Annotated in this window: 22 protein-coding genes; 13 read left to right on the forward strand and 9 right to left on the reverse strand. The window is 67.8% G+C overall.

The genetic code is table 11. The annotated features are described in order from the left end of the window. Positions 1–262 precede the first annotated feature (262 nt). Complete coding sequence (gene glnA / locus CGU35_RS06005) at positions 263–1,687, reverse strand: type I glutamate--ammonia ligase (protein ID WP_100810672.1); 1,425 nt, start codon at positions 1,685–1,687, stop codon at positions 263–265. Positions 1,688–1,823: 136 nt separating this feature from the next. Between glnA and CGU35_RS06010 the strand changes: the two genes are divergently transcribed. Further along, positions 1,824–2,219, forward strand: a complete 396-nt coding sequence (locus CGU35_RS06010) for an RDD family protein (protein ID WP_442923030.1) — start codon at positions 1,824–1,826, stop codon at positions 2,217–2,219. A gap of 16 nt (positions 2,220–2,235) precedes the next feature. On the opposite strand, the gene CGU35_RS06015 is transcribed toward CGU35_RS06010, so the two are convergent. Further along, positions 2,236–2,943, reverse strand: coding sequence for a DUF4191 domain-containing protein (locus CGU35_RS06015; protein ID WP_100810674.1), 708 nt, complete (start codon positions 2,941–2,943; stop codon positions 2,236–2,238). Positions 2,944–3,098: 155 nt separating this feature from the next. Between CGU35_RS06015 and CGU35_RS06020 the strand changes: the two genes are divergently transcribed. Further along, positions 3,099–4,415 carry a hypothetical protein gene (locus CGU35_RS06020; RefSeq protein ID WP_100810675.1) on the forward strand — a complete coding sequence of 439 codons (1,317 nt, stop codon included), beginning with the start codon at positions 3,099–3,101 and terminating at the stop codon, positions 4,413–4,415. A gap of 93 nt (positions 4,416–4,508) precedes the next feature. Here CGU35_RS06020 and sucB read toward each other — a convergent pair whose 3' ends face one another. The 3 genes from sucB to CGU35_RS06035 all read right to left on the reverse strand — a co-directional run bounded on the left by sucB (position 4,509) and on the right by CGU35_RS06035 (position 9,185). Next, positions 4,509–6,275, reverse strand: coding sequence for a 2-oxoglutarate dehydrogenase, E2 component, dihydrolipoamide succinyltransferase (gene sucB, locus CGU35_RS06025; protein ID WP_100810676.1), 1,767 nt, complete (start codon positions 6,273–6,275; stop codon positions 4,509–4,511). 64 nt (positions 6,276–6,339) lie between these two features. Beyond that, entirely contained in the window at positions 6,340–7,713 is a 1,374-nt protein-coding gene (gene lpdA / locus CGU35_RS06030) for a dihydrolipoyl dehydrogenase (RefSeq protein WP_100810677.1), read from the reverse strand. Beyond that, a complete protein-coding gene (locus CGU35_RS06035) occupies positions 7,713–9,185 on the reverse strand; it encodes a leucyl aminopeptidase (protein WP_100810678.1) in 1,473 nt (490 codons plus the stop codon). The genes lpdA and CGU35_RS06035 overlap by 1 nt, the downstream gene beginning before the upstream one ends. 122 nt (positions 9,186–9,307) lie before the next feature. Here CGU35_RS06035 and CGU35_RS06040 point away from each other — a divergent pair, with 122 nt between their 5' ends. From CGU35_RS06040 to CGU35_RS06055, 4 genes are all read left to right on the forward strand, one after another. Further along, positions 9,308–10,237 (forward strand): proteasome assembly chaperone family protein, encoded by a 930-nt coding sequence (locus CGU35_RS06040; protein WP_100810679.1) that lies wholly within the window; start codon positions 9,308–9,310, stop codon positions 10,235–10,237. Positions 10,238–10,497: 260 nt separating this feature from the next. Further along, positions 10,498–11,865 (forward strand): RNA polymerase sigma factor, encoded by a 1,368-nt coding sequence (locus CGU35_RS06045; protein ID WP_100810680.1) that lies wholly within the window; start codon positions 10,498–10,500, stop codon positions 11,863–11,865. Between the two features lie 3 nt (positions 11,866–11,868). Beyond that, positions 11,869–13,152 (forward strand): MurT ligase domain-containing protein, encoded by a 1,284-nt coding sequence (locus CGU35_RS06050; RefSeq protein WP_100810681.1) that lies wholly within the window; start codon positions 11,869–11,871, stop codon positions 13,150–13,152. After that, a complete protein-coding gene (locus CGU35_RS06055) occupies positions 13,149–13,907 on the forward strand; it encodes a hypothetical protein (RefSeq protein ID WP_100810682.1) in 759 nt (252 codons plus the stop codon). The genes CGU35_RS06050 and CGU35_RS06055 overlap by 4 nt, the downstream gene beginning before the upstream one ends. 15 nt (positions 13,908–13,922) lie before the next feature. Here CGU35_RS06055 and CGU35_RS06060 read toward each other — a convergent pair whose 3' ends face one another. Continuing rightward, positions 13,923–14,141 (reverse strand): DUF7455 domain-containing protein, encoded by a 219-nt coding sequence (locus CGU35_RS06060; protein WP_181003385.1) that lies wholly within the window; start codon positions 14,139–14,141, stop codon positions 13,923–13,925. 179 nt (positions 14,142–14,320) lie between these two features. Between CGU35_RS06060 and CGU35_RS06065 the strand changes: the two genes are divergently transcribed. Beyond that, complete coding sequence (locus CGU35_RS06065; protein ID WP_100810683.1) at positions 14,321–16,411, forward strand: DNA gyrase/topoisomerase IV subunit B; 2,091 nt, start codon at positions 14,321–14,323, stop codon at positions 16,409–16,411. A 117-nt stretch (positions 16,412–16,528) separates the two neighbouring features. Here CGU35_RS06065 and CGU35_RS06070 read toward each other — a convergent pair whose 3' ends face one another. Beyond that, entirely contained in the window at positions 16,529–18,958 is a 2,430-nt protein-coding gene (locus tag CGU35_RS06070; RefSeq protein WP_100810684.1) for a DNA gyrase/topoisomerase IV subunit A, read from the reverse strand. 54 nt (positions 18,959–19,012) lie between these two features. On the opposite strand from CGU35_RS06070, the gene CGU35_RS06075 reads away from it, so the two are divergent. After that, the gene (locus CGU35_RS06075) at positions 19,013–20,152 is read left to right on the forward strand and encodes an alkaline phosphatase family protein (protein ID WP_181003384.1); all 1,140 of its coding nucleotides are present in this window, start codon (positions 19,013–19,015) and stop codon (positions 20,150–20,152) included. A gap of 36 nt (positions 20,153–20,188) precedes the next feature. Here CGU35_RS06075 and sepH read toward each other — a convergent pair whose 3' ends face one another. Further along, entirely contained in the window at positions 20,189–21,181 is a 993-nt protein-coding gene (gene sepH, locus CGU35_RS06080; protein WP_100811310.1) for a septation protein SepH, read from the reverse strand. A 204-nt stretch (positions 21,182–21,385) separates the two neighbouring features. Here sepH and CGU35_RS06085 point away from each other — a divergent pair, with 204 nt between their 5' ends. Further along, positions 21,386–21,676, forward strand: a complete 291-nt coding sequence (locus CGU35_RS06085; protein WP_100810685.1) for a DUF4193 domain-containing protein — start codon at positions 21,386–21,388, stop codon at positions 21,674–21,676. On the opposite strand, the gene CGU35_RS06090 is transcribed toward CGU35_RS06085, so the two are convergent. Beyond that, on the reverse strand, positions 21,634–22,125 hold the full coding sequence (locus tag CGU35_RS06090; protein WP_100810686.1) for a DUF3093 domain-containing protein: 492 nt from the start codon (positions 22,123–22,125) through the stop codon (positions 21,634–21,636). The genes CGU35_RS06085 and CGU35_RS06090 overlap by 43 nt on opposite strands. A 12-nt stretch (positions 22,126–22,137) precedes the next feature. Here CGU35_RS06090 and dut point away from each other — a divergent pair, with 12 nt between their 5' ends. The 4 genes from dut (at position 22,138) to CGU35_RS06110 (ending at position 26,966) form a co-directional block, all read left to right on the forward strand. After that, positions 22,138–22,599, forward strand: a complete 462-nt coding sequence (gene dut / locus CGU35_RS06095; RefSeq protein ID WP_181003383.1) for a dUTP diphosphatase — start codon at positions 22,138–22,140, stop codon at positions 22,597–22,599. Further along, complete coding sequence (locus tag CGU35_RS06100) at positions 22,596–23,198, forward strand: DUF3710 domain-containing protein (RefSeq protein WP_100810687.1); 603 nt, start codon at positions 22,596–22,598, stop codon at positions 23,196–23,198. The genes dut and CGU35_RS06100 overlap by 4 nt, the downstream gene beginning before the upstream one ends. Beyond that, positions 23,195–23,965 (forward strand): DUF3159 domain-containing protein, encoded by a 771-nt coding sequence (locus tag CGU35_RS06105; RefSeq protein WP_100810688.1) that lies wholly within the window; start codon positions 23,195–23,197, stop codon positions 23,963–23,965. Before CGU35_RS06100 ends, CGU35_RS06105 begins: the two co-directional genes overlap by 4 nt. A 166-nt stretch (positions 23,966–24,131) precedes the next feature. Further along, complete coding sequence (locus CGU35_RS06110; protein ID WP_100810689.1) at positions 24,132–26,966, forward strand: aconitate hydratase; 2,835 nt, start codon at positions 24,132–24,134, stop codon at positions 26,964–26,966. The last annotated feature ends 17 nt before the right edge of the window (positions 26,967–26,983 follow it).

The raw sequence follows: 26,983 nt of genomic DNA on the forward strand, positions 1-26,983 counted from the left end.
CCGACGCTCGGTCGACCAGCTCGCCGACGAGAGGGGAAGCACTTGTGCGCTGCCTGACCTTTGACCACCTGGATCTCCGAAGGGTGGAGGGGTCTCGCTCAAGCAGCTCGTGCGCCGCTGTCCGAAAACCTGTCCGTTTACTCCCCGTAGCCGTCCGTAAACGTCCAGAGATAGACTGAGCCCCAGACGACGATTGCCGTCTGGGGCTCAGTAAATTGCTGGGCTCAGAGACCGGAAGTGTGGCTCTGAGGGCCTCCCGGAATCAGACGCCGAAGTACAGCTCGTACTCGAACGGGTGCGGGCGTGCCGCGATCGGCTTGATCTCGTTCTCGATCTTGTACTCGATCCAGGTCTCGATCAGCTCGGGCGTGAACACGCCACCCGCGAGGAGGAAGTCCTGGTCGGCGCGCAGGGCCTCGAGGGAGTCCAACAGCGAGTTCGGAACCTGCGGGATGTTCTTCGCCTCCTCGGGGGGAAGCTCGTACAGGTCCTTGTCGACCGGCTCGTGCGGCTCGATGCGGTTCTTGATGCCGTCGAGGCCGGCCATCATCTGCGCCGCGAAGGCGAGGTACGGGTTGCCCGAGGCATCCGGCGCGCGGAACTCGATGCGCTTGGCCTTGGGGTTCGATCCCGTGATGGGGATACGGATGGCCGCCGAGCGGTTACCGGCCGAGTAGACCAGGTTGACCGGGGCCTCGTAGCCCTTGACCAGACGCTTGTACGAGTTGATCGTCGGGTTCGTGAAGGCGAGCACGGCGGGCGCGTGCGCCAGCAGGCCCCCGATGTACCAGCGAGCGGTGTCGGACAGGCCGCCGTAGCCGTTCTCGTCGTAGAACAGCGGCTTGCCGTCGAGCCACAGCGACTGGTGCGTGTGCATGCCCGAACCGTTGTCACCGAAGAGCGGCTTCGGCATGAAGGTCGCGACCTTGCCCCACTGCTCCGAGGTGTTCTTGACGATGTACTTGAACTTCAGGATGTCGTCTGCCGCGTGGACCATGGTGTCGAAACGGTAGTTGATCTCCTGCTGACCACCGGTGCCGACCTCGTGGTGCGAGCGCTCGAGGATGAAACCGGCCTCGATGAGCTTGAGCGTGATGTCGTCGCGCAGGTCGGCGGTCTTGTCGACCGGGCTGACCGGGAAGTAGCCACCCTTGTACGGGGTCTTGTTCGCCAGGTTGCCGCCCTCTTCGGCGCGACCCGTGTTCCAGGCGCCCTCCTCGGAGTCGACGCTGTAGAAGCTGGAGTTCTGCTTCACTTCGTAACGCACGTCGTCGAAGATGTAGAACTCGGCCTCGGGGGCGAAGAACGCGGTGTCGGCGATGCCGGTCGAGGCGAGGTACTTCTCGGCCTTCTTGGCGACCTGACGCGGGTCCTTGTGGTAGATCTCACCCGTGCGCGGGTTGTAGATGTCGAAGATCATCACGAGGGTCTTGGCCTCGCGGAACTGGTCGAGGTACGCCGTCGAGACATCCGGGATCAGCTGCATGTCCGACTCGTGGATGTTCGCGAATCCTCGGATGGAGGAGCCATCGAACAGCTGGCCGACGGTGAAGAACTCTTCGTCGACGGTCGAGGCCGGAATGTTGAAGTGCTGCTGCACACCAGGAAGGTCCGTGAAACGGATGTCGAGGAACTTGACGTCCTCATCCTTGATGTACTTCAGCACCTCGGATGAATCACTGAACATGGAGTCTCCAGAGGTAGGGCATTCGGGAACTGCCGCCCACTTGTGCGGGCCGTCCTGGCAACCTATCGAAAAGGAGTTGCCCGACCATGACACCTATGTTTCCGGCATGTTACGCGCGCCTGGATACGCTGGTCACGTGACGTCGAATCAGCCCAACACCTACCCGGGCGAACGCCTCGGTTTGCCGCGGGATGGCGCGGGTTCCGTCGCCCGCATCGGACGCCGGATCGGGGCACTCGTGATCGACTACGGCGCCGCGTATTTGATTTCGGGATTCTTCGCGTTCGACGCGCTGGCGATCCTGGCGATCTTCGGCGCGATTCAGATCGTGTTCCTGCCCACGCTCCAAGCGAGCCCCGGCCATCGCATCTTCGGCCTGCGGCTGCAGATGGTCGGCGGGGGATGGGTGGGCCTCTGGCGTCCCATCATCCGGACGCTGCTGCTGATCGTCGTCATACCCGCGGTCATCTGGGATGCCGATCAACGCGGCCTGCACGACAAGGCCGTCGGAACGATCCTCGTCCGCCGCTAGATCACGCCGCCCGCGATCAGCGGGGGCGCGGCGAACGAACCTTCGTGGGGTCGATCCCCTTCGGAATCGGCAGCGAGGCGAGCGACTGCGAGACCGAGTCCACGCGCTTCATCACGGCGACCATCGTGGCCTTGTCGAGCTTGCGGGGGAAGGACTTGATCGTCTTCGCGAGGTCCTTGATCGGAACCTCGCCCGTGCCGTGACCGACGTAGATGACGTGGACCGGCACGCCGTTCGCAACACGGTTGACCTTCGAGCGCTCCTCGTTGACGAGCCGCTGCAGGCGCCCGTGCGAGCCCTCGCCGATGACGACGACGCCGCCGCGGCCGATGGCGCGGTAGACGGCATCCTGCGTCTTCGGGTTGACGCCCACGGGAGTCTCGGATGCGGTCCAGCTGCGTCCGAGGAACGTGGTGATGACGTGGCCGACGGCCCCGGGCATCCCGTCGATCTGGTTGTACATCGCGCGCGTCGAGAGGCGCGTCATGGTCATGAGGGCGGCCAGGACGCCCGCGAGGAAGCCCGTGACGCCCCAGAGCAAGATGTTCCACCACTGTGGCTGGATCAGGAACGCGAGCACGATGCCGAGGCCCGTTGTCACGGTGAAGATACCCGCGAGCAGCCACGGAAGGAAGCCGAACGCGCGACGCGTGTAGCTGTAGAGACTCTTGATCTGGGAGAAGAACCCGGGACGCTTCTCGGGTGCCGCGCTGCGTGCTGCCATACCTTCCAGCCTACTTGTCGCGAGCCCGCAGTTGCTCCCGGCGGCGTCGCTCCGTTTCCGGTTCTCGGCCCTCCACAGCCCGCCGAATGCGGGGTTCGGCCACCGATCCGTGCAGGGGGACTCGATGCCGTACGTCTCTGGGACAACGTTGAGGGATGACATCCGCCCCGGTGACCGAGGACCCGCTGACGGGCGCTGTGCTCCGGATGCGTCGGGTGAGCGAGCCCGAGGCGCCCTTCCCGGGATGGTTGGCACGCGTGGACGACACCGTGGTTCAGCTCGTCGACACGGCTGACCTACGCGGATGGCCGGGTTGGCGATCGCGCGGAGGACACATCCTCGCTGTCCACGATGTCGTGCGTACTGTGGCGGGCGATGAGGGACTCCGCGACGCTCGGCGAGGCGAGCGCGGTCGAGGCGGACACGAGGCCGTCCTGCCCTGGTGCGTCGAGCGCGTCGACACGTTCTTGGCACGCAGGAGCGCGGGTGGCGCCGAGCTGAGCGCGGGCGAGGTCATCACGATCGTCGTGAGCCTCTTGCGGGGGTGCGGGGCTGCGCGCGGCACCATCCTGAACGGTGCCTGGTGGCTGACACAAGACGGCACGCCGACCTTCGTCTGCGATACCCAGGACTCGGACGACTCGATCGGCCATTCGGCGGCCTCGATCCTCGAGCGCTTGGCGCAATCGCGAATCGTCACGACCCCGTGGCGTCTGGATGAGATCGCCGGGGTCCTGCGCGCTGATGACGACAGCGGGGATGCCGAGGCGCACCTGTTCGCGATAGCTCAGCCCGAACCCCTCGTGCTCGCGCCGCTGATCCCCCGGCGGGCGTCCGATGCGCGCCGGGCGGCTTCGATCGATGTCATCGAGCCCGAGCGGCGGGCGTCCGCTCTCGGTCGCCTGCTGCGTCGGCACGTCGACTCCGGCGTGGGCGAGATGGTGTCGGACGCGCTCGAGGCGGCGCGCCGCGGCACGGAGCGTGCGCGCGGCAGGGTTGCTCGACCGTGGCTGGTCGCGGCCGGCATCGCGGGTGTGATCGTCGTGGGCGGGCTGGCGTGGCCGACGTCCACCGCACCGCCCGCGAACGCCCGGCCCGTCGCATCCGATTCGCCCGTGACACCGTCACCGGACGCCCTGACATCGGGCGCGGCGACTCCGGATGCTGTGGGTGAGGCAACATCCGATGATCCGGTGCGGGCACTCGAAGCTGCCTTGGACGTCCTCGGCGCCTGCGCCGAAGAGTCGTGCGGGGCGGAGTGGTTCGAGGATTCACCCGCTCCGCAGGTGCCGCCCGGTGCGGTCGACCTGCCCTCCGCCGACCGGACGGTCGAGCTGCTGGACGACCTCGGGGGAGTGGCGATCCTGAGCGTCACCGGTGTCGATGGCACTGTTCCTGCTCAGCTCGTCGTGCTCGTGCGCACAGACGAGCGGTGGGTGATCCGTGATGTGCGAGATGTCGAAGGACCATGAACGCGAAACGCCCCGACATCGCTGTCGGGGCGTTTCGGCGAGAGAACCGCGTGCTTCGGCGCAAAAACGCCGAGCGCGCGAGAACGCGTTTGCTCAGATGCCGAGATTCGCGGCGAACTCCGCAGCCTCGAGGCGCGCCTTGACGGCACCCAGGAATCGAGCGGCGTCGGCTCCGTCGATGATGCGGTGGTCATACGAGAGCGCGAGGTACACGATCGAGCGAACGCCGATCGCCTCGACACCGTCGACCTTGACCACGCCCGGGCGCTTGACGACGATTCCCGTACCGAGGATCGCCGACTGCGGCAGGAACACCACGGGGGTGTCGAACAGGGCGCCCCGCGATCCGGTGTTGGTCAACGTGAACGTGCCGCCACCGAGCTCGTCGGGCTTGAGCTTGTTGTCGCGCGTGCGGGCTGCCAGATCCGCGATCTCGTGAGCGATCTGGGCGATGTTCTTCGAAGCCGCATCGCGCAGGACCGGCGTCAGCAGGCCCCGTTCGGTGTCGACCGCGATCGAGAGGTTCTCGGACGCCGGGTACACGATCGTGTCGCCGTCGACCGTGGCGTTGACGATCGGGAACGCCTGCAGCGCCTCGGCCGAGGCCAGAGCGAAGAAGGGCAGGAACGACAGCTTGTCGGACGTCTTCTTCTGGAAGTCGACCTTGACGCTGTCGCGGAACGCGGCCAGCTTCGTGACGTCGACCTCGACGACCGTCGTCAGCTGCGCCGTGGCCTGCATCGACGCAACGGCACGCTCGGCGAGGACCTTGCGCAGGCGCGACATCTTCTGAGTCGTGCCGCGCAGCGGCGATACCTCGAGGGCGGGTGCCTTCTGGGCGGCGGGAGCGGCCGGAGCTGCGCTGGCCGACTCGGCGGCCTTCAGGACATCCTCCTTGCGGATGCGTCCTCCCACACCCGTGCCGGTGACGCTGGCCAGGTCGACGCCCTGCTGCTGCGCGAGACGGCGCACGAGCGGGGTGACGTACGTGCGGTCGTCAGACGAATCCGACGACGGCGCGGGGGCAGCCGGAGCTGCCGGCGCTGCCGGAGCGACGGCCGGCGCAGCCGCGGCCGGGGCCGGCTCCGGCTCGGGTGCCTGCTGTGCGGTCTGAGTCGCGGGAACGTCTGCCTCGACCGGCTTCTCGGTCGAGGGGGCCTCAGGCTCGGTCACGGGCTCAGCGGCGGGAGCCGCCGGAGCGGCGGCGGCGGGAGCACCACTGCCGATCTTGGCCAGGACGGCGCCGACGGCAATTGTCTCGTCCTCGGCCGCAACGATCTCCTGCAGGATGCCGGCCACGGGGGACGGGATCTCGGTGTCGACCTTGTCGGTCGAGATCTCGAGGAGCGGCTCGTCGACGGCGACCTCGTCGCCGACGCTCTTGAGCCAGCGCGTGACCGTACCCTCGGTCACGGACTCGCCGAGCTCGGGAAGCACGACGGACGTGCTCGACTCGCTCGACGCACCGACAGCGGCGGGCTGCGCGGCGGCGTTGCCGGCCGGTTCGGCGTCAGCAACGAGCTCGGGCTCAGCCGGAGCTTCGACGACCTTCTCCTCGGCGGGCGCCTCGGCCTCCGCGGGAGCGGATGCCTCGGGTGCTGCGTCCCCGGAAGGCTGGGCACTGCCATCGCCGATCTTGGCGAGCAGGCCGCCGACCTCGACGGTCTCGTCCTCCTGCACCAGGATCTCTTCGAGGATGCCGCTGACGGGGGAGGGGATCTCGGTGTCGACCTTGTCGGTCGAGATCTCGAGCAAGCCCTCATCGGCCTTGACCTCGTCTCCCACCTGCTTCAGCCAGCGGGTGACCGTACCCTCGGTAACGCTCTCGCCGAGAGCGGGGAGGACGACGGATGTGCTCATGACGATGTCTCCTTAAGGACGAAACTGTCGTTGTCTAGCTTAGTGAGGCCGCGGACCGGCATTGCTAAAGCGCGTGCAAGGGTCGGCCCGCGAGTGCGAGGAATGCTTCGCCGAGCGCTTCGCTCTGCGTGGGATGGGCGTGCACGTACGGCGCGACATCGTCCGGGTGCGCTTCCCATCCGACGATGAGCTGCGCCTCGGCGATCAACTCGCCGACGCGTGCACCGATCATGTGGACGCCGATGACGGGCCCGTCGACAGCTCGCACGACCCGGACGAGTCCGCCGGTGCCGATGATCTCGCTGCGCGCATTGCCGGCCAGGTTGTAATCGAACGAGGTGACCTTCTCGGCGCCCAGCTCGGCGATCGCTTCGGCGAGTGTCGACCCGACCGACGCGACCTCGGGATCGCTGTACGTGATGCGAGGAATGTGACGCTCGGGCACGGTGACGGCGGGAAGTCCGGCCATCCGCTCGGCGGCGAAGATGCCCTGCGCGAAGCTGCGGTGCGCCAGCTGGAGACCACGCACGATGTCTCCGACCGCCCACACACCGGGAACGGATGTCTGCAGATCGTCGTCCACGACCACGAAGTCGCCCTCGAGCGTGACTCCCGCCTCTTCCAGCCCGAGGCCCGCCGTGCTCGGGCCGCGTCCGATCGCCACGAGCAGGTAGTCGGCCTCGAGTTCGGTGCCGTCCTCCAGCCGCACGGTCACCGCATCATCGCTCTGTGTCGCCGAAGCGAACCGCGAGCCCAGACGCATCTCGATCCCGCGCTTGCGGAACGCACGCTCGAGCCCCTTGCTCATCGCCTCGTCCTCTTGCGGGACGAGCCGCGGGAGGGCCTCGACGATGGTGACGTCGACACCGAACGAGCGCCACAGGCTCGCGAACTCGACGCCGATCACGCCGCCACCGAGGATGATCACGCGGCGGGGGATCTCGGGTAGCTCGAGCGCGTGCTCGCTGGTGAGGATCCGGCCGCCGATCTCGAGCCCCGGGATCGTCTTGGAGTATGCCCCCGTCGCGATGAGCACGTTCTTGCCGCGGTACACGTCCGCACCCACGCGTACGCCGAGGTCGTCCTGCAGGTGACCCTCGCCGTCGATCACAGTGATCCCGCGCGCCGAGATGAGGCCCTTGAGTCCGGCGAACTTCTTGGCGACGATCTTCTCCCGGTACGAGCGCAGGCCGTTCGCATCGATTCCGGTGAGGGATGCATCGACGCCGATCTCGCTCGCCGACCGCACCGCATCGGCGACCTCGGCGGCGTGGAGAAGCGCCTTCGTGGGGATGCAGCCGCGGTGCAGGCAGGTGCCGCCGAGCTTGTCGCGCTCGATGATGGCGACCTTCGCACCGAGTTCGGATGCGCGGATCGCCGCGGAGTATCCGCCGCTGCCGCCGCCGAGCACGACCAGGTCGAATGCGTGCTCGGCCATCAGCGGGCTCCTCTCGCGACGAATTCGATCAGGGAGCTGACGCTGGCCCCCGTCGGGCCCTTGTCGGTGGCGCCGTACGCCCCGCCCTTGTTCATGCCGACGCCGGCGATGTCGAGGTGCACCCACGGTATCGTCGGCGCGCCCTCGTCATCCGAAACCGGTCCGATGAAGTGCTGCAGGAACAGCCCGGCGAAGAGCGAACCGCCCGCGGGGTCACCGATCTTGGCGTTCACCAGGTCGGCGATGGGGGAGTCGAGATCGTCGCGCATGTGGGCGGGCAGCGGCAGCCGCCAGGCGAGTTCACCGGCGCGCTCAGCGGCCGCGAGATATTCGGCGACCGGTGCGTCATCGCCCATGACCCCGGCGTAGCGCGTGCCGAGCGCAACGCTGATGGCGCCGGTGAGCGTCGCGACGTCGACGATGACGTCCGGGTGCTCACGGGATGCAGCGACGAGGCCATCGGCGAGAACGAGGCGACCCTCGGCATCCGTGTTCAGCACTTCGATGGTCGTTCCGTCGAGTGCGGTGAGCACGTCGCCCGGGCGCGTCGCGCGGCCCGACGGCATGTTGTCGGCGATGCAGAGGTAGCTCGTCACGCGAACCGGAAGAGCGAGTTCGGCCGCGGCTCTGACGACAGAGAGCGCGACGGCCGCGCCGCACATGTCGTACTTCATTCCGACCATCGATCCGGCGGGCTTGAGCGACAGGCCGCCGGTGTCGAACGTGATGCCCTTGCCGACGATCGCGACGTGTCGCGACGCGTCGGCGGGCGCGTAGTCCATCCGGACGAAACGCGGCGGGCGGTCCGAGCCCTTGCCGACCCCGAGGATCGCGCCGAACCCCTCGGCCCCGAGTGCCTCCTCGTCGAGCACCGTGACCTCGACGGGCAGGTGTTCGACCTCTGCGACCGCTCGGGCCGCGAGATCCGCGGGGCCGAGGCGGTCGGCGGGAATGGCGACGAGGTCCTTGACGAGCGCCACCGCGTCGACGACCACCTGGGCGGCGCGGACATCCGCGTCCCCCACCTCCTCGGTCGAAACGATGATCACACGGACGGCGCGGCGCTTGCCGCCGCCCTTCTTGTAGGACGCGAACGTGTACCCGCCGAGGCCGGCGCCCTCGGCGATCGCTCGCCACGTGCCTTCGGGGGCGCCCGGTGCGTGCACGGCGACCGATTCGACCTGACCGAGCGCGCGGATGCCTGCGCCCGCCGCATCCCGGTAAGCGCTGCTCTGCGGTGCAGAACCCATACCCGCAACGGCGAGCGAACCGCCCGCCGCGCCCGCCAGGGGCACTCGGACGAATGACCCGGGAGCGCCCGAGAACTCGATCGAACGCAGCGCGTCGGCGAGCCCGGGCCAACCGGAAAGGTCGGGGCCGTCGTCGGTCAACGGGGGAAGGATGAGGAGCGAGACATCCGCATCGAGGTCTGTCGCTGAGGCGGGAAGATACGAGATCTGCGGCGTCGGCATATGGACCATCCTAGGTCGGCCTCCGGGCCGGGGCCGATGCCCCGCGCGGGGCGTCGCGGTGTTCGCTGTGAGCGCGACGGCTCAACGCGACCCGACGCGCCGACGGCTCGTAGAGTGGAGGCATGCCACCGTTCGGACCTCTTTACGCGTCGTCTCCTGACGTTCCCGAGGTGCCGCGCGGCTTGCCCCTGGTGGTCGCGCTGACAGGCTTCACGGACGCGGGAAGTGCCGTCGCTCAGTCGATTGACGTGCTGCGCGACAGCGTCGACAACACGCCGGTCGCGACTTTCTCGAACGACGCACTGCTCGACTACCGGGCCCGACGTCCCGTGGTGTCTTTCGATCAGGATCATCTGACGGACTACGTGCCTCCGCGCCTCGAACTGGCTCTGGCCCGCGACGTCATCGGTCAGCCGTTCCTGACGCTGACGGGGTACGAGCCGGACTTCGCGTGGGATGCGTTCACCCACGGTGTCATCGAGCTCGCCACGTCGCTGGGCGTCTCGTCCGTGACGTGGGTGCACGCGATCGCCATGCCGGTGCCGCATACCCGACCCATCGGCACGACGGTCAGTGGCAATCGGGCCGACCTCATCTCGGCTCACTCGGTCTGGCAGCCGCACACGCAGGTGCCCGCGACCGTCGGTCATCTGCTCGAGATGCGATTCATCGAGCAGGGCATCAGCACGTCGAGCTTCGTGATGCTCGTGCCGCACTACCTCGCCGATGCGGAGTTCCCGGCCGCCGCCATCGCTGCGCTCGAGAGCATCACACTCGGCAGCGGGATCGCCCTGCCGACCGAGGATCTGCGAGAAGAGAATCTCGGATTCCTGGCGAAGGTCGATGAGCAGATCGCCGCGAACGACGAGCTCGCCACGATGCTCGAGAACCTCGAAGCGCGCTACGACCAGTACATGGCCGGATCGCCGTTGCGCTCCTCTTCAATCGGTGAGTTCGACCTGCCCAGCGCGGACGAACTCGCTGCCGAGCTCGAGCGGTACCTGGCCTCGCGCCCGGCGGGCGACGACGAGAAGCACACCGGCCTGTCCTGAGGCTCGGAACTGTCGTGCCATGAGTGCGAGACCCCTCAGGCGTTCACTCGGGGTTTGCGGGAATGCGTGGGTGCGCTCTCGCGTTGACATGAGTGTCCTAACCTGTGGCTCGCGCCTTGCGCGCAATGTGCCATAATGGACAATCGGACCCGTTGTCAACCATGAGTGATTCGCTCAGGACTTGACAAGGGTCTTACTCGTGCCCGCAAACGACCGGGTGCATCGCATCTCCCAGATGGCGAAGCGTCGGTGAAAGGCGAATTGTGACACCTCCTCGTACCTCCACGAAGGATCCCGTCGAAGAGACGGAGACCACGGCGGTCAAGGCTGCTCCGCGCGCCCGCAAGGCCCCGGCGGCCAAGGCCACAACCAAGGCCCCCGCAAAGACGGCTGCCAAGCCCGCTGCTGCCAAAGCAGCGCCCGCCAAGGCCAAGGCGAAGACCTCGAAGGCCGTCGACGAAGACGTCGACGACGATATCGAGCCCGACGAAGAGATCGACGTCGAGGTGGATGTCGCCGACGACGACGAGACCGCTGCGCCGGCGGCCGCCAAGGCCGAATCATCCGATTCTTCCGATGACTCCTCCGATGACGACGACGACGAAGAGGGCACCAAGAAGCCCGCGTTCAGCGAGCCGCTGCCCACGGGCGCGATCGTCATCTCGTCGAGCGACGAGGACGACGTTCCCGTGTACTCGGCGCAGATCACCGGTGCGACCGCGGATCCCGTCAAGGACTACCTGAAGCAGATCGGTAAGGTTCCTCTGCTGAACGCGGCGGAAGAGGTCGAACTCGCCATGCGCATCGAGGCGGGCCTGTTCGCCGAAGAGAAGCTGTCGGTTCTGAGCGACGTCGAGAAGCGATCGCAGCTCGGTCGCGACCTGACCTGGGTGGCGAAGGACGGCCAGCGTGCCAAGTCGCACCTGCTCGGCGCGAACCTGCGTCTGGTCGTCTCGCTGGCCAAGCGGTACACCGGTCGCGGCATGCAGTTCCTGGACCTGATCCAGGAGGGCAACCTCGGTCTGATCCGCGCGGTCGAGAAGTTCGACTACACCAAGGGCTTCAAGTTCTCGACGTATGCCACCTGGTGGATCCGTCAGGCGATCACGCGCGCCATGGCCGACCAGGCCCGCACCATCCGTATCCCGGTGCACATGGTCGAGGTCATCAACAAGCTCGCCCGTGTGCAGCGCCAGATGCTTCAGGACCTGGGTCGCGAACCCACCCCCGAAGAACTCAGCCGTGAGCTCGACATGACTCCCGAGAAGGTCATCGAGGTGCAGAAGTACGGTCGCGAGCCGATCTCTCTGCACACTCCTCTCGGTGAAGACGGCGACAGCGAATTCGGTGACCTCATCGAGGACACCGAGGCTGTCGTGCCGGCGGATGCCGTGGGGTTCACGATGCTGCAGCGTCAGCTCGAGTCGCTCCTGGATTCGCTCAGCGAGCGTGAGGCCGGTGTCATCCGGATGCGCTTCGGCCTGGGCGATGGCATGCCCAAGACCCTCGACCAGATCGGCGACACCTTCGGTGTCACCCGCGAGCGGATCCGCCAGATCGAGTCGAAGACGATGGCGAAGCTGCGGCACCCGTCGCGATCGCAGTCGCTGCGGGACTACCTGGAGTAGGGCGTGCGCAGCGCGATCGGCATCGCCGCCGGGCGGGCCGTGCAGTGGTTGCTGCGCGTGCGCGGGGGCAAGGGCAGCGGTGCGCCGGGGCTCGTCACGAACAAGATCGCTCCGGCGCTCCTGCCACGGGTTCTGGCGTCGTTCCCCGAAGGGCTCGTCGTCGTCAGCGGCACGGCCGGCAAATCGACCACCACGAAGATGGTGGCAGGTCTGCTGCGCGCGCACGGGATGCGGGTCTTCACGAACTCGTCGACCGCCAACCTGCCGCAGGGCATCACCTCGGCGGTCCTCGATCAGGGTGACTGGCGCGGCCGTGTCGACGCAGACATCGCGGTGCTCGAGATGGACGAGGCGTTCGGTGCGCTGATGTCGTCGAGCTTCGCGGCGCGCGTCGTCACGCTGACGAACATCAACCTCGACGACATCGCCCGGTTCGAGTCATCCGACCGGGTCACCCGCCTGCTCACCGCGATCGCGCTCAGGGCCCGATCGGCCGTCGTGCTGAACGCGGACGATGCCTCGCTCTGCACCGTGGCCGAGGCCGTGACGGAGGCGGCACCGACCGTGTCCGTGCGCCGGTTCGGTGTCTCGGCGGGCGTCATGGAGATGCACCCTCACGGGTTGGGTTCGGTCCGCACCACTCAGCATCGGTTGGGTGACGGGCTCGGAACGCGTGTCGCGAGCGTGTCGGGCCGCGATGCCGTCATCGACATCGACCGGGCGCCTCAGCACGTCACCCTCCCCGCGCGCGGAGTGCACTTCGCCGTCGACGCGGCGGCCGCCCTCGAGACAGCGCAGGCCGTACTCGGCGCAGCTTTCGACGCATCCCTCGCCGCCTCGACGCTCTCGACGCTCGACCCCGTTTTCGGGCGCGGCGAGACCGTCGAGATCGCGGGCCAGCAGATCGAGTGCGTGCTCGTGCAGAACACCGCGAGCTTCCAGCTGAACATCGACGCGCTCCGCCCCGGTCTGGAGCGCGTCTTCGTCGGGATCGGCGACGAAGAAGAAGACACCTCGTGGCTCTGGACCGTACGGACACACGCGCTCGGCCGTGTCGACATCGTCGCTGGGCCGAAGGCCGACGCGATGGCGAACCGGCTCGCGTACGACGGTGTGCCCTTCGAGGCCGTCGACGTCGACCTCATCCGCGGGTTCGAGACGTTCCTGGCGCTGCCCGCACCATCGAACGGGGTCAAGACGGTCGTGTTCACCTCGCGCAGCATGCGCAAGATTCGCGGCCACTACGGGCTGACCTCCGAAGAGGTCAAGAAGGCGGGCGTCCGATGAGCACCGTGCTCTCGATTGCATCCCTCTTTCCGGAGCGTCTCAACATCCACGGTGATGCCGAGAACGCGGACGTGCTTCGCGTGCGCGCACGGTGGCGCGGCCTGGATGCCACCGTCTCGACGATCACGAGCGCAGCGGATGTCGCGGGTCTGGTCCCGGACGCGATCACCATCGGCGCGGGTTTCGACGCGGATGCACCCGAGGTCCTCGCTCCGCTGCTCGAGATGCAGGACCAGTTGCGTGCCTGGGTCGAGTCCGGAACCGTCCTGCTCGCGGTGGGACTCGGCTGGGAGATGATGTCGCGCTCGCTCGAGCTGCATCCGGCTCGCCCGCTCACCGGCGTCGGGATCTTCAGCGGGCGCACGATCGTGTCGGAGCGGCACGTGGGCCGGATCTCGATCGACAGCGAATGGGGCGCGCTCACCGGGTACGAGTACCACCTGCGTGACTACGTACCCGGCTCGGACGAGCGGCCCCTCGGGACGGTGGCGTCCGGAACGGGCAACGGCGCAGCGGCCGGTAGCGGTGCCGGCGCGGCGGAGGGCGCCGTGCGAGGAACGGCCTACGGAACGGGCATCCGTGGTCCCGTCCTGGCGCGCAATGGGGCCTTCGCCGACCACCTGCTCGGCCTGGCTGCCGCGCACGCGGGCCTGCAGCTCTCGAACGCCTCTCCTGACGAGCGGTTAACGACAGCGGACGACCATGCCGCAAGAGCGAACATGATCGTCCGTCGCGCGCTCGGCCTGTCGGCCTGAGCGTCGGAGAACTGTTTAGGCCTCGACCAGACGCGCCGTCTCGTCGTGCCACGACGTGGCGATGCTGCGGAGCTTGTCTTCGTACTTGCGGCCGTGGTGGGCGCAGAAGAGAAGCTCGCTACCGTTGACCTCGGCGGCGATGTACGCCTGCGCTCCGCACGAGTCGCAGCGGTCCGCGGCCGACAGACGGTAGGCGATCGTGGCTTCTTCGGTGGGTGTCATGAGCGTGTTCATCGCAGTGCCTCCTCGTGATCGCCAATGTCGTGCAAGTCCTTCATACAACCACGGGTTTGTTTCGATGAGGGCGTGATTCGATGACATTTCGCTGACCGCGTACGGCGGCCCCCGCACGGCGAAAGGCTGTCCGTGTGTCGGCGAAGGAGGGGCTCTGCCCGCTTGTACGCTGGGAGATTGTGACGTCCGAGTATTCTGCGCATCATCTTCAAGTCCTCGAAGGGCTCGAAGCCGTGCGCAAACGGCCCGGCATGTACATCGGGTCGAACGGTTCGCCGGGGCTCATGCACTGCCTGTGGGAGATCATCGACAACGCGGTCGACGAGACCCTCGGCGGCAACGGATCCAAGATCGATGTGGTGCTGCACGGTGACGGCAGCGTCGAGGTGCGAGACAAGGGGCGAGGCATCCCGGTCGACGTCGAGCCCCGTACCGGGCTGTCGGGCGTCGAGGTCGTCTTCACGAAGTTGCACGCCGGCGGCAAGTTCGGCGGCGGATCGTACGCCGCCTCGGGCGGCCTGCACGGTGTCGGAGCATCCGTCGTCAACGCCCTGTCGGAGCGTCTCGACGTCGAGGTGGATCGGGGCGGCAAGACGTGGGCGATGTCGTTCCACCGGGGGGAGCCCGGTCTGTTCGCCGACACGGGCGAGCCGAGCCCGTCGGCACCCTTCACGCCGTTCGAGGACCGCAGTGAACTGAGGGTCGTCGGCAAGGCGCCCCGAGGCGTCACGGGCACGCGCGTGCGCTACTGGGCCGACAAGCAGATCTTCACGCCCGACGCGGCCTTCCAGGTCGATGAGCTCGCGACACGTGCGCGCCAGACGGCATTCCTCGTTCCGGGGCTCGAGATCGCGGTGCGCGACGAGCGCGCGGGTGTCGAGCCGACGGATGTCTCGTACCGCTTCGACGGCGGTATCTCGGAGTTCGTCGAGTTCCTCGCGCCGGACGCTCCGATCACCGACACCTGGCGGCTGACCGGAACGGGTACGTTCACCGAGACGGTGCCGGTGCTCCAGGCATCCGGTGCCATGGTGGCGACCGAGATCGAGCGCACCTGCTCCGTCGACATCGCCCTGCGCTGGGGCACCGGATACGAGACGGTGACGCGTTCGTTCGTGAACATCATCTCGACCCCCAAGGGTGGTACGCACCAGCAGGGTTTCGAGCAGGAGATTCTGCGCGTCATGCGCCAGCAGGTCGAGGCGAACGCGCGGCGGCTGAAGGTCGGCAACGACAAGCTCGACAAGGACGACGCTCTCGCGGGCATGACCGCGGTGCTCACGGTGAGCCTGCCGGAGCCGCAGTTCGAGGGTCAGACGAAGGAAGTGCTCGGCACGCCCGCTGTCCGTCAGATCGTCGCGCAGGTCGTCCGCAAAGAGCTGGGCGCGCTGTTCTCGTCGACGAAGCGCGACGACAAAGCGCAGACGTCGATGCTGCTCGACAAGGTCGTCTCCGAGATGAAGGCCCGCCTCTCGGCGCGCGCACACAAAGAGACGCAACGTCGGAAGAACGCCCTCGAGTCCTCGTCGCTGCCCGCGAAGCTCGTCGACTGTCGCTCGAACGATGTCGCCCAGTCCGAACTGTTCATCGTCGAGGGCGACTCGGCGCTGGGGACGGCGAAGCTCGCCCGCAACAGCGAGTTCCAGGCGCTGCTGCCCATCCGGGGCAAGATCCTGAACGTGCAGAAGGCATCGATCAGCGACATGCTGAGCAACGCCGAGTGCGCCTCGATCATCCAGGTGATCGGCGCGGGCTCGGGGCGCTCGTTCGATCTCTCGCAGGCACGCTACGGCAAGATCATCCTGATGAGCGACGCGGACGTCGACGGCGCGCACATCCGGACGCTCCTGCTCACGCTGTTCTTCCGGTACATGCGGCCCCTGATCGAGGACGGCCGGGTGTTCGCGGCCGTTCCGCCCCTGCACCGTGTGATCGTCAAGCACCCTGGCAGCAAGCCCAACGAGATGATCTACACCTACAGCGAGGCGGAGCTCAACGCGCTGCTCGGCAAGCTCTCGAAGGCCGGCCGTACGTGGCAGGAGCCGATCCAGCGCTACAAGGGTCTGGGCGAGATGGACGCGGATCAGCTCGCGACGACGACCATGGACCGAGGCGGACGGATGCTCCGCCGGGTACGCATCGAGGATGCCGAGGCCGCCGAGTCCGCCGGTCGCACCTTCGAGTTGCTCATGGGCAACGAGGTCGCCCCGCGGCGCGAGTTCATCATCGACTCGTCCGCGCGTCTCGAGCGCGACCGCATCGACGCCTGACCCCACGTCGCTCGGGTCTGGTCAGGTCCGTTCCGCCGGCAGTCGTTGTCGCTCGATGAGCCCCGTGACGGCATCTACTGCCAGGGGAGCGGTTCCGTTGGCGACGCAACGTCCGGGCTACAGGGCGCGACCGACCGAGCCGACGGCGGCGTCGAGCACCTGGCCCGAGGCATCCCGCTTCGCCCCGGTCTCGGGGAGCGTGCGAGCCGAGCCATCCGTGCCGACAGCGCGCGGGGGAGCGGTCCCCACCCACGCGAGCGTCAGTTCGTCCTCGCCCTTCAGGAAGGCATGCGCCCGCACCCCGCCCGTCGAACGGCCCTTCGCGGGGAACTCCGCGAACTCGGACACCTTCGCGCGCCCCGCATCGGTGCCCGGGAGCGCCCCGGCGGTGCCCGAGATCGTCACGACGACCGCCTCGGGATCCGCCACCGCACCGAAGAAGATCGCGCTGGCCGATCCGAGGTTCATGCCGGCCATGCCACCCGCCGAAGCGCCCTGCGGGCGCACGGCGGATGCCGTGAAGCGCAGCAGCCGTGCGTCGTCCGAGACGAAGACGAGTTCGGATTCATCCGGCGCCGATGCCGCACCCACCACGCCGTCGCCGGGCTTGAGGGCGATGATCTCGATCTCGGGTTTCGGGGGCAGGGCCGACGGGATAATCCGCTTGACGACTCCCTGCCGGGTGCCGATCGCGAGCGGAGTGTCGACGTCGAGCCGCGTCAGGGCGATGACCCGCTCGGCCTTGTCGGGCAGCGCGAGGTAGTCGCGCAGCGCAACACCGGCCGCGAGCTGGACGGATGCCGGGGGCACCGAAGGCAGGTCGACCGGGCTGAACCGCAGCAGCCGCCCGCGGTTGGTGACGGCGCCGAGCTCGCCCCGCACCGTCGTGCGTACCTCGGCCAACAGCGCATCGTGCTTGCTGCGACGGGCCGGCGAGACGATCTCGGTGCCCTCGGAGAGGTCGACGCGCACGGCCCGGCCGGTCGTGGAGAGTACGACGATCGTCGGGGCGTCGACGATCTCGAGCACGGGCGCGTTGCGTGAGGGCCGGGCGACGGCGGGAGCTGCATTCGTCAGCAGCGTGCGCCGCGGTGTCCCGAGCTTCTCCGCGATCGCATCGAGCTCGGTCGCCACCTGCTTGCGCAGCAGCGCGTCACTGCCCAGCAACTCTTCGAGCTGGGCGATCTCGGCGAGCAACTGGTCGCGTTCGGCCTCGAGCTCGATGCGCGAGAACTTGGTGAGGCGTCGCAGGCGCAGCTCGAGGATGTACTCGGCCTGCAGCTGGCTGAGGTCGAAGACCTCCATCAACCGCGTGCGGGCCTGCTCGCCGTCATCGGACGCGCGGATGACCTGGATGACCTCGTCGATGTCGAGGATCGCGATCAACAGGCCCTCGACCAGGTGCAGACGCTCGCGCCGGCGATCGAGCCGGTACCGACTGCGGCGGGTGACGACCGAGAGGCGGTGGTCGACGTACACGCGCAGGAGTTCGCGCAGCCCGAGCGTGCGGGGCTGCCCCTCGACCAGTGCGACGTTGTTGATGCTGAACGAGTCCTCGAGCGGGGTCAGGCGGTACAGCTGCTCGAGCACCGCCTGGGGGTCGAAACCGGTCTTGACGCCGATGACCAGGCGCGTGCCGTGCGTCCGGTCGGTCAGGTCGGCGACGTCGCTGATGCCCTGGAGCTTCTTGGACTGAACGGCATCCTTGATCTTCTCGATGACGCGTTCGGGGCCGACCAGATACGGCAGCTCCGTGACGATGATGCCGGTCTTGCGAGGGCCGAGGCTCTCGATCGAGGTGCGCGCGCGGGTCTTGAACGACCCGCGACCGGTCTCGTACGCGTCCCGAATGCCGTCGAGGCCGACGATCACGCCGCCCGAGGGCAGATCGGGCCCCGGCACGTAGGCCATGAGGTCCTCGAGGGTCGCGTCAGGGTTTTCGAGCAGGTGAATGGCGGCGCCCACGACCTCGATCAGATTGTGCGGCGCCATGTTCGTGGCCATGCCGACGGCGATGCCGCTCGCGCCGTTCACCAGCAGGTTCGGATAGGCCGCGGGCAGGACCTCGGGCTGCTGGAACTGGTTGTCGTAGTTCGGGATGAAGTCGACGACGTCCTCGTCGAGTCCCTCGGCCATGGCGAGCGCCGCGGGTGCGAGGCGGGCTTCCGTGTACCGGGATGCTGCGGGCCCGTCATCGAGCGAGCCGAAGTTGCCGTGGCCATCGACCATGGGCACGCGCTGCGAGAACGGCTGGGCGAGCCGCACGAGCGCGTCGTAGATGGGCGCGTCGCCGTGGGGGTGGAGCTTTCCCATGACCTCGCCGACGACCCGAGCACTCTTGACATGGCCGCGGTCGGGCCTCAGCCCCATTTCGGACATCTGGTAGACGATGCGACGCTGAACGGGCTTCATGCCGTCGCGGGCGTCGGGCAGAGCCCGAGAGTAGATCACCGAATAGGCGTACTCGAGAAAAGACCCCTGCATTTCGCTGGAGACGTCGACATCCTCGATGCGCTCGGCGGGGGGCTCGGATACAGGTGCGGGCATGGGGTCCTTCGGGCGAGAACGAGGGCCGTCCGCACGTGTGCGAGACTGGCCCCGATGTCATCCATGCTACCGGCGGAGCCCGCTCACGCCCGGAGCCTCACCGCTCTGGTGCCGGATGCGATCGCCTCCCTGAGCTCGTCGTCCGCGTCCCGTGCGCTCCCGCCCGCCCGCAGCGCAATCGTCGTCGTCATCGACGGTCTCGGTGCCGCGAACCTCGCCGCACGGGCCGGGCACGGCAGGTTCATGACATCCGCGATGCGCAAGAAGGATGTCGCGCGCTCCGTCTTCCCGACGACCACGGCGTCGGCCCTCACGAGCCTCATGACCGGTAGCGATCCGGGTGCCCACGGCATCGTGGGCTATCGCGTGCGCGTGCCCGAGTCGGGCGTGCTCTCGAACCAGCTGACGGGCTGGGAGTCGGACGGCCTGGATCCGGCCACGTGGCAGCGGTGTCCGACGCTCTTCGAGACCGCCGCCTCCGCAGGCGTCGAGGGGTTCGTGGTGAGCCGTGAGGAGTACCGGCACACGGGATTCACGCGCGCAGCGTTTCGTGGTTCGACGTTCGACTCGGCCGCATCCTTCACGGACCGCCTCGCGCTTGCCCTCGAGTACGCCACGGCGCGCGAGAACCGCCTCGTCTACGCATACGCCCCCGAGCTCGATTCGGCCGGTCATCGATACGGATGGGAGTCCGACGAGTGGATCGCGGCGCTCGAAGACGCGGACGCGGCTGTCCGGTCCCTGGCATCCGCGCTTGCCCCGGACGTCGGCGTCCTGGTCACGGCCGATCACGGGATGGTCGACGTCCCGCGGACCGGCCACGTGCTGTTGCGCGAAGACGATGCCCTCGTCGAGGGCGTTGCGGCGGTCGCGGGTGAACCGCGGATGCTGCATCTCTACGCCGAACCGGGCCACGCGGCGAGCGTGCTCGAGCGTTGGCGCGCATCCGAGTCGCGCCGCTCCTGGGTGTTCGCTCGCGACGAGGCCATCGCCGCGGGACTCTTCGGCCTCGTCGACCCCGAGGTACGGGATCGCATCGGCGACGTCCTCGTTGCGGCGCGCGGGCGTGTGGCGTACTACGACGACCGTTTGGCCGACAAAGCCTCGCAGCGGATGATCGGGCAGCACGGATCGCTGACGTCAGACGAGAGGATCGTTCCTCTCATTCGCCTCGGCGCGTACGCCACGAACTGACCCGCTGGACGAATGCTCGCGGCGAGTGCCGTGGGGCTACTGGTCTCCGTCGCCCCGCGCGCCGAAGACGATCTCGTCCCACGACGGCATGGTGTTGCGCCCGCGTCGACGCCCCTGGGCATCCGCGACGACCGTCTCTTCGCGCGTCTCGGTCGGAGCGGATGGATCGTCGTATCCGGGCTCGAGCGCATCGAAGAGCGCGACCGGCGCAGCCGGGGTCGCGTTCTCTTCCGCCATGCCCGGGGCGCTCTCACGCTGGCCCCTGCGGCGCCGCAGCGCCTCAAGCAGGTCGGCGGTCTCGGCGCTCGTGTTCGACTTCTCGGTGGCGCGGTTGACCGCTGCCTCGGCGGCCGCGGGATTGGCGGTGGGGTCGAAGTCGCGACGGGGTCCGAATGCGCCGCTGTCGAAGCGGGTCTCGTCCTTGATCGACGGCGCGGAGTCGAGTGCGCGGAGGCGTGGAATCAGGCCCTCGGGGAGCGAACCCTGGCGGGAGAGCTGCTGGGCATCCGCGTTGACCGGCGAGAGCGCGCTCCGTCGGGGGTCGAAACTCCAGCGCGCGTCGTGCTCGATGTCGCCGACCTGGAACTGCAGCTTGACGATCCATCCGGACGGGTCTTTCCAGCTCGTCCAGCGTTCACCGGCTGCGGCGACCTCGCCGAGCTTCGCGCGCATGGCCGCGCCGAAAGTCGGCTGTGCCTCGGCGTCGTCCACGGCCCCGAGGAGCACCGGCACGGCGAGCGCGAGCCCGACGATGTGCTCGCGCTCGGCCAGCACCGGGCCCTCGTAGCGGACGACGTCCTCGAGCCGTGCGCCCAGCAACTGCGCGACCTCGTGCGCGGACAGCCCCGAGCGAATCTGAGCCTGGATCTCGCGAGGGCTGGGTCGTGCGCCGCTCGATTCGGGCGCCGTTTGGGCGCGACGAACCTCAGCGCGCAGGACATCATCGATCACCAGGGCGAATGTCTCGCCCGAGTCCGTCGCTACGATCAGTCGCTCATCCTCGGTGCGGATGACCTTGAGCTCTTTCATGCGACACGCCTTCTTCCGCGTTTCCGGTTCCGCCATGCTTACACGGGCGGGGGGCGGTCCCGGGAATATCCGGCGCGCGCCGCCCGTTTGCCTCCGAGCGGATGTCGGAACGCAGCATTTGCTAAATGAGCTGCGGTCGTGCAAACTAGCGCCGCCTGTTCGGCACCGCTCCACAGCACGAATGAAAGAAGTGACCTCAACCCCATGGCTACGGACTACGACGCTCCCCGCAAGACCGACGACGACAGCGAGTCGATCGAGGCCCTGAAGGAGCGCGTTCCCGACAAGCTTTCCGGTGCCGTCGACGTCGAGGATGCGGACAACCCCTCGGGCTTCGAACTGCCCGGCGCCGACCTGTCGGATCTCGAGCTCGATGTCGTCGTGCTGCCGCCCCAGGAAGACGAGTTCACCTGCGTGAGCTGCTTCCTCGTCAAGCACCGCTCACAGGTCGATCACGAAGATTCGATCGGACTCATCTGCCGCGACTGCGCGTAACCGCGCGCGCGGTTGATCGCCGCGGCCAGTCGATCGGGCGTGCGGGTCGAAACGACCCATGAGACGACGGGATCGTCCTCGTCCGCGAGGGGGACGACGACCAGTCCGGCGATTCCTCCGCGGATCACGAGCCAGGAGTTCCGATCGAGGCCCGGGCCACGGGCTTGCCGCGCCTCGTCGCCCATCAGGGCGACGGGTTCGCGCAGCCACTCGGCGCCGATGTGCGCCCGGCCGGCGCGCAGGACCCCGTCGCGCACCTCGACGACGGGTGACAGCGCCACGAGAGCGAAGATGAGCAGTGCCCCGACGACGGCTCCCACGATCAGCGCGAGTGTCGCGTCGAGGGGCGCGAGAACGAGCGCGGCCATCGGCCCGACGACCGCAGCGGACACCAGAATCCAGAGCGAGGGCGTGAGCCGCTCGCGATACTCCGTGCGTTGCTTCTGCATTACCCTCGATGAGTGACCGATTCCGTGGACGTTCTCATTATCGCTCCAGAACCTCCGACCTACGCTCACCCCGGCGATGCCGGTGCCGATCTGGTCTCCGCCGAGTCCCTGCGTCTCGAACCGGGACAGCGCGCGCTGGTCGGAACGGGTGTGGCCATCGCGCTTCCCGACGGCTACGTCGCTTTCGTCGTCCCGCGCAGCGGCCTCGCAACGAAGCACGGCATCACGATCGTGAACTCACCCGGAACCGTCGATGCGGGTTACCGCGGTGAGATCAAGGTGACACTCTTGAACACGGATGCCTCCGAGCCCTACGACATCGCCGTCGGCGACCGGATCGCGCAGTTGATCGTCATGCCCGTGAGCCGGGCGAACTTCGTCCCGGTCGAGTCACTGCCCGACAGCGTTCGCGGAGCAGGCGGCTTCGGATCGACCGGATACCAGGCACCCCGAGCACAGGAGGTCGGCGCATGAGCGATGACAGCACGACCGGAGATCCCGCGGGCAAGTCGGCGCCCCTCGACCGCGCGACCGGTGGGCCGTTCGACGAGTCCGAGGCCAATCCGGTGCGTCCCTACATCGACCTGGGTGGCATCAAGGTGCTGCCGCGCGAGGGCCTGAATCTGCGTCTCGAGATCGAAGAGCAGTCGAAGCGCATCGTCGCGGTCGGACTCGACTACGCGGGCTCGACGTTGCAGGTGCAGCCGTTCGCCGCGCCGCGGACCGGTGGCCTGTGGCACGAGACGCGCGCACAGATCCGCGAGCAGGTTCGCCAGCAGGGCGGGCGCGTGGAGGAGCGCGAGGGGCCGCTCGGGCCCGAGTTGCTCGCCGAGGTTCCCGTCATCGCGGGTGCCGAGGGGACCTCGGGCAAGCGCCTCGCGCGCTTCGTGGGTGTCGACGGGCCGCGCTGGTTCCTGCGTGGCGTGATCGGCGGGGCGGGTGCATCCGACATCGCCGCCGCCGCGCAGGTGGAGGATCTCTTCCGTTCGATCGTCGTCGTGCGAGGCGGTACGCCCATGCCGCCGCGTGAGTTCATTCCCCTGAAGATGCCCGCGACCCCGGGGTCGGCGTGACCGATCAGCAGTCCTCGCCACAGGAGCCGGATCCGGCGCTGACGCCGCCCTCCGCGTCCGAGGCGTTGAGCGCTGCTCTGGCGGGTGCCGCGCGCCGTGCGGGTCTCGATCCGAACGCCGAGCGCTCGACGGGGCATGTCGTCTGGCACGCGATGGGCGGATGGCGAGGGATGGCCGAGGCCGTCGTGCCCGGCATCGTGTTCATCGCCGTGTACACGCTGACGATGGATGCCTCGACGGGCGACGGCAACCTGGGCTGGTCGCTCGGACTGTCCGTCGGCATCGCCGCCGTCTTCACCGTCGCGCGACTCATCGCCCGTCAGCCGGTGACCTCCGCCGTGAGCGGGCTTCTCGCGGTCGCGGTCGCCGCCGCTTTCGCCGTGTTCACCGGCGAGGCGAGCAATAACTTCATCCCCGGTTTCATCACGAACGTCGTCTACGGTGCAGCCTTTCTGATCTCTGCCCTCTCGGGTTGGTCGATCATCGGCCTTGCCGTGGGGTTCCTGATGGGGGAGGGCACGGCCTGGCGGCGCGACCGACGCAAGCGGCGCGCGTTCTTCTGGCTCGCCATCGCCTGGGCCGCGCTCTTCGCGGCACGCCTTCTCGTGCAGTTTCCCCTGTACCTCGCGGACAATGTCACGGCGCTCGGCACGCTCAAGCTCGTGATGGGGATTCCGCTCTTCGCGCCGCTGCTCGCCGTCACGTACCTTGCGGTGCGAGCGCTCTATCCGCCCGCCGCCAAATCGGACGGCGAAATCTCTGAGTGACGTCCACCCGGTGGTAGGATTTATCTCGACATCAAGATAAATTGACCCCCTTCCCCCTCGCCCCAGAGCGGCGCACACTGGTTAGGGTCGCCTTGCTAGCCTCGCCCGGAACGCCCCGGGAAGATGGAGGCCGGTGAGTGGTCAGCTACCTGAAGGAGACGGCATCGTGGCATCGGTCAACAGCTTCGGAGCGCAGAGCACTCTGACAGTCGGGGGAACCGACTACGAGATCTTCCGGCTCGACGCGGTCGAGGGATACGACAAGCTTCCGTTCAGCCTCAAGGTGCTGCTCGAGAACCTTCTTCGCACCGAGGACGGCGCGAACGTCACGAGGGCGCAGATCGAGGCTCTCGGCTCGTGGGATGCCGCTGCCGAGCCCGACACCGAGATCCAGTTCACGCCCGCCCGCGTCGTGATGCAGGACTTCACGGGCGTTCCCTGCATCGTCGACCTCGCCACGATGCGCGAGGCCGTCACGACGCTCGGGGGCAACCCCGACAAGATCAACCCGCTCTCGCCCGCCGAGATGGTCATCGACCACTCCGTGATCGCCGACCTGTTCGGGTCGGAGAACGCCCTCGAGCGCAACGTCGAGATCGAGTACGAGCGCAACGGCGAGCGCTACCAGTTCCTGCGCTGGGGCCAGACCGCCTTCCACGACTTCAAGGTCGTCCCTCCGGGCACGGGCATCGTCCACCAGGTCAACATCGAACACCTGGCCAAGGTCATCTATGACCGCACCGTCGACGGTGTTCTCCGCGCTTACCCCGACACCTGTGTCGGCACCGACTCGCACACGACCATGGTCAACGGTCTCGGCGTTCTCGGCTGGGGAGTCGGTGGCATTGAAGCCGAGGCCGCGATGCTCGGGCAGCCCGTGTCGATGCTCATCCCGCGTGTCGTGGGCTTCAAGCTCACCGGGGACATTCCCGCCGGAGTGACGGCGACCGATGTCGTGCTCACGATCACCGACATGCTCCGCAAGCACGGTGTGGTCGGCAAGTTCGTCGAGTTCTACGGTGAGGGCGTCGGCGCCGTGCCGTTGGCCAACCGCGCGACCATCGGCAACATGAGCCCCGAGTTCGGTTCCACGGCCGCCATGTTCCCGATCGACGACGTCACGATCGAGTACCTGCGCCTGACCGGCCGTGACGAGCAGGCCGTCGCCCTCGTCGAGACCTATGCCAAGGAGCAGTCGCTCTGGCACGACGCCTCGCGCGAGCCCGCCTTCAGCGAGTACATGGAGCTCGACCTGTCGACGGTGGTCCCGTCGATCGCCGGTCCGAAGCGTCCCCAGGACCGCATCCTGCTGTCGGAGTCGAAGGCGCAGTTCGCGAAGGACATCCTCAACTACGCGACGCCCTCGACCTCGGAGTCGATCGTCGATCTCGAGTCGCAGGGCTCGTTCCCGGCCTCCGACCCGGGCGGAGCACCGGGCGAAGAAGAGGTCGAGACGCACGACGTGTACATCTCGAGCGGTGGCCCGGCCGCGGCATCCAAGCCCGTTCGCATCACTCCCGCCGAGGGCTCGCCCTACACGATCGACAACGGAGCGGTGACCCTCGCGGCGATCACGTCGTGCACCAACACGTCGAACCCGTCCGTCATGATCGCCGCCGGTCTGCTCGCGCAGAAGGCGGTCGAGAAGGGCCTGAAGAGCAAGCCCTGGGTCAAGACCACGCTCGGCCCCGGGTCGAAGGTCGTCACGGACTACTACGAGAAGTCCGGACTCGACAAGTCGCTCGAATCGCTCGGCTTCTACACGGTCGGTTACGGCTGCACGATCTGCATCGGCAACTCGGGTCCCCTCATCGAAGAGGTCTCGGCCGCGATCAACGACCACGATCTGGCCGTTACCGCGGTGCTCTCGGGTAACCGCAACTTCGAGGGCCGCATCAGCCCCGACGTGAAGATGAACTACCTCGCGTCGCCCCCGCTCGTCGTCGCATACGCCCTCGCCGGGTCGATGAACTTCGACTTCGAGACCGACGCGCTCGGCAAGGACGAGGCGGGACAGGATGTCTTCCTGAAGGACATCTGGCCGACGCCCGACGAGGTCCAGGACGTCATCGACTCCTCGATCTCGCGTGAGCAGTTCATCACGCAGTATGCCACCGTCTTCGAGGGTGACGAGCGCTGGAAGACCCTGCCGACGCCCACCGGCCCCATCTTCGAATGGGACGAGGACTCGACCTACGTCCGCAAGGCGCCGTACTTCGATGGCATGACGATGGAGCTGACACCGGTCGCCGACATTCAGGGCGCGCGCGTCATGGCGACGCTGGGGGACTCGGTCACGACCGACCACATCAGCCCTGCGGGAAACATCAAGATCGGTACGCCGGCCGCGAAGTACCTCGAAGAGCACGGTGTGCGCCAGAAGGACTTCAACTCCTACGGCTCGCGACGCGGAAACCACGAGGTCATGATCCGCGGCACGTTCGCGAACATCCGCCTCAAGAATGCGCTCGTGAGCGCCGTGAACGATGGTGCGGTCGTCGAGGGCGGCTATACCCGCGACTTCACGCAGCCCGGCGGGCCGCAGTCGTTCATCTACGACGCCAGCCAGAACTACGCCGCGCAGGGCACGCCCCTGGTGATCTTCGGCGGCAAGGAATACGGCTCGGGATCGTCCCGCGACTGGGCGGCCAAGGGCACGAGCCTGCTGGGCGTGAAGGCCGTCATCACCGAGAGCTTCGAGCGGATCCACCGCTCGAACCTGATCGGCATGGGCGTCGTTCCGCTGCAGTTCCCCGCGGGTGAGAGCTGGGAGTCCCTCGGACTCGATGGCACCGAGATCGTGTCGATCACGGGCCTCGAGCAGCTGAACGAGGGCGTCACGCCCAAGACGGTCACCGTCACCGCGGCTCCGAGCGAGTTCTCGGCCGAGGGCAAGGCGACCGTCGAGTTCGAGGCCGTGGTCCGCATCGACACGCCCGCCGAGGCCGACTACTACCGCAACGGCGGCATCCTGCAGTACGTGCTGCGCTCGCTCGTCTGACTCTCGCTCCCGGCGAG

Source organism: Microbacterium sp. BR1, assembly GCF_002812725.1.
Classification (GTDB): Bacteria; Actinomycetota; Actinomycetes; order Actinomycetales; family Microbacteriaceae; genus Microbacterium.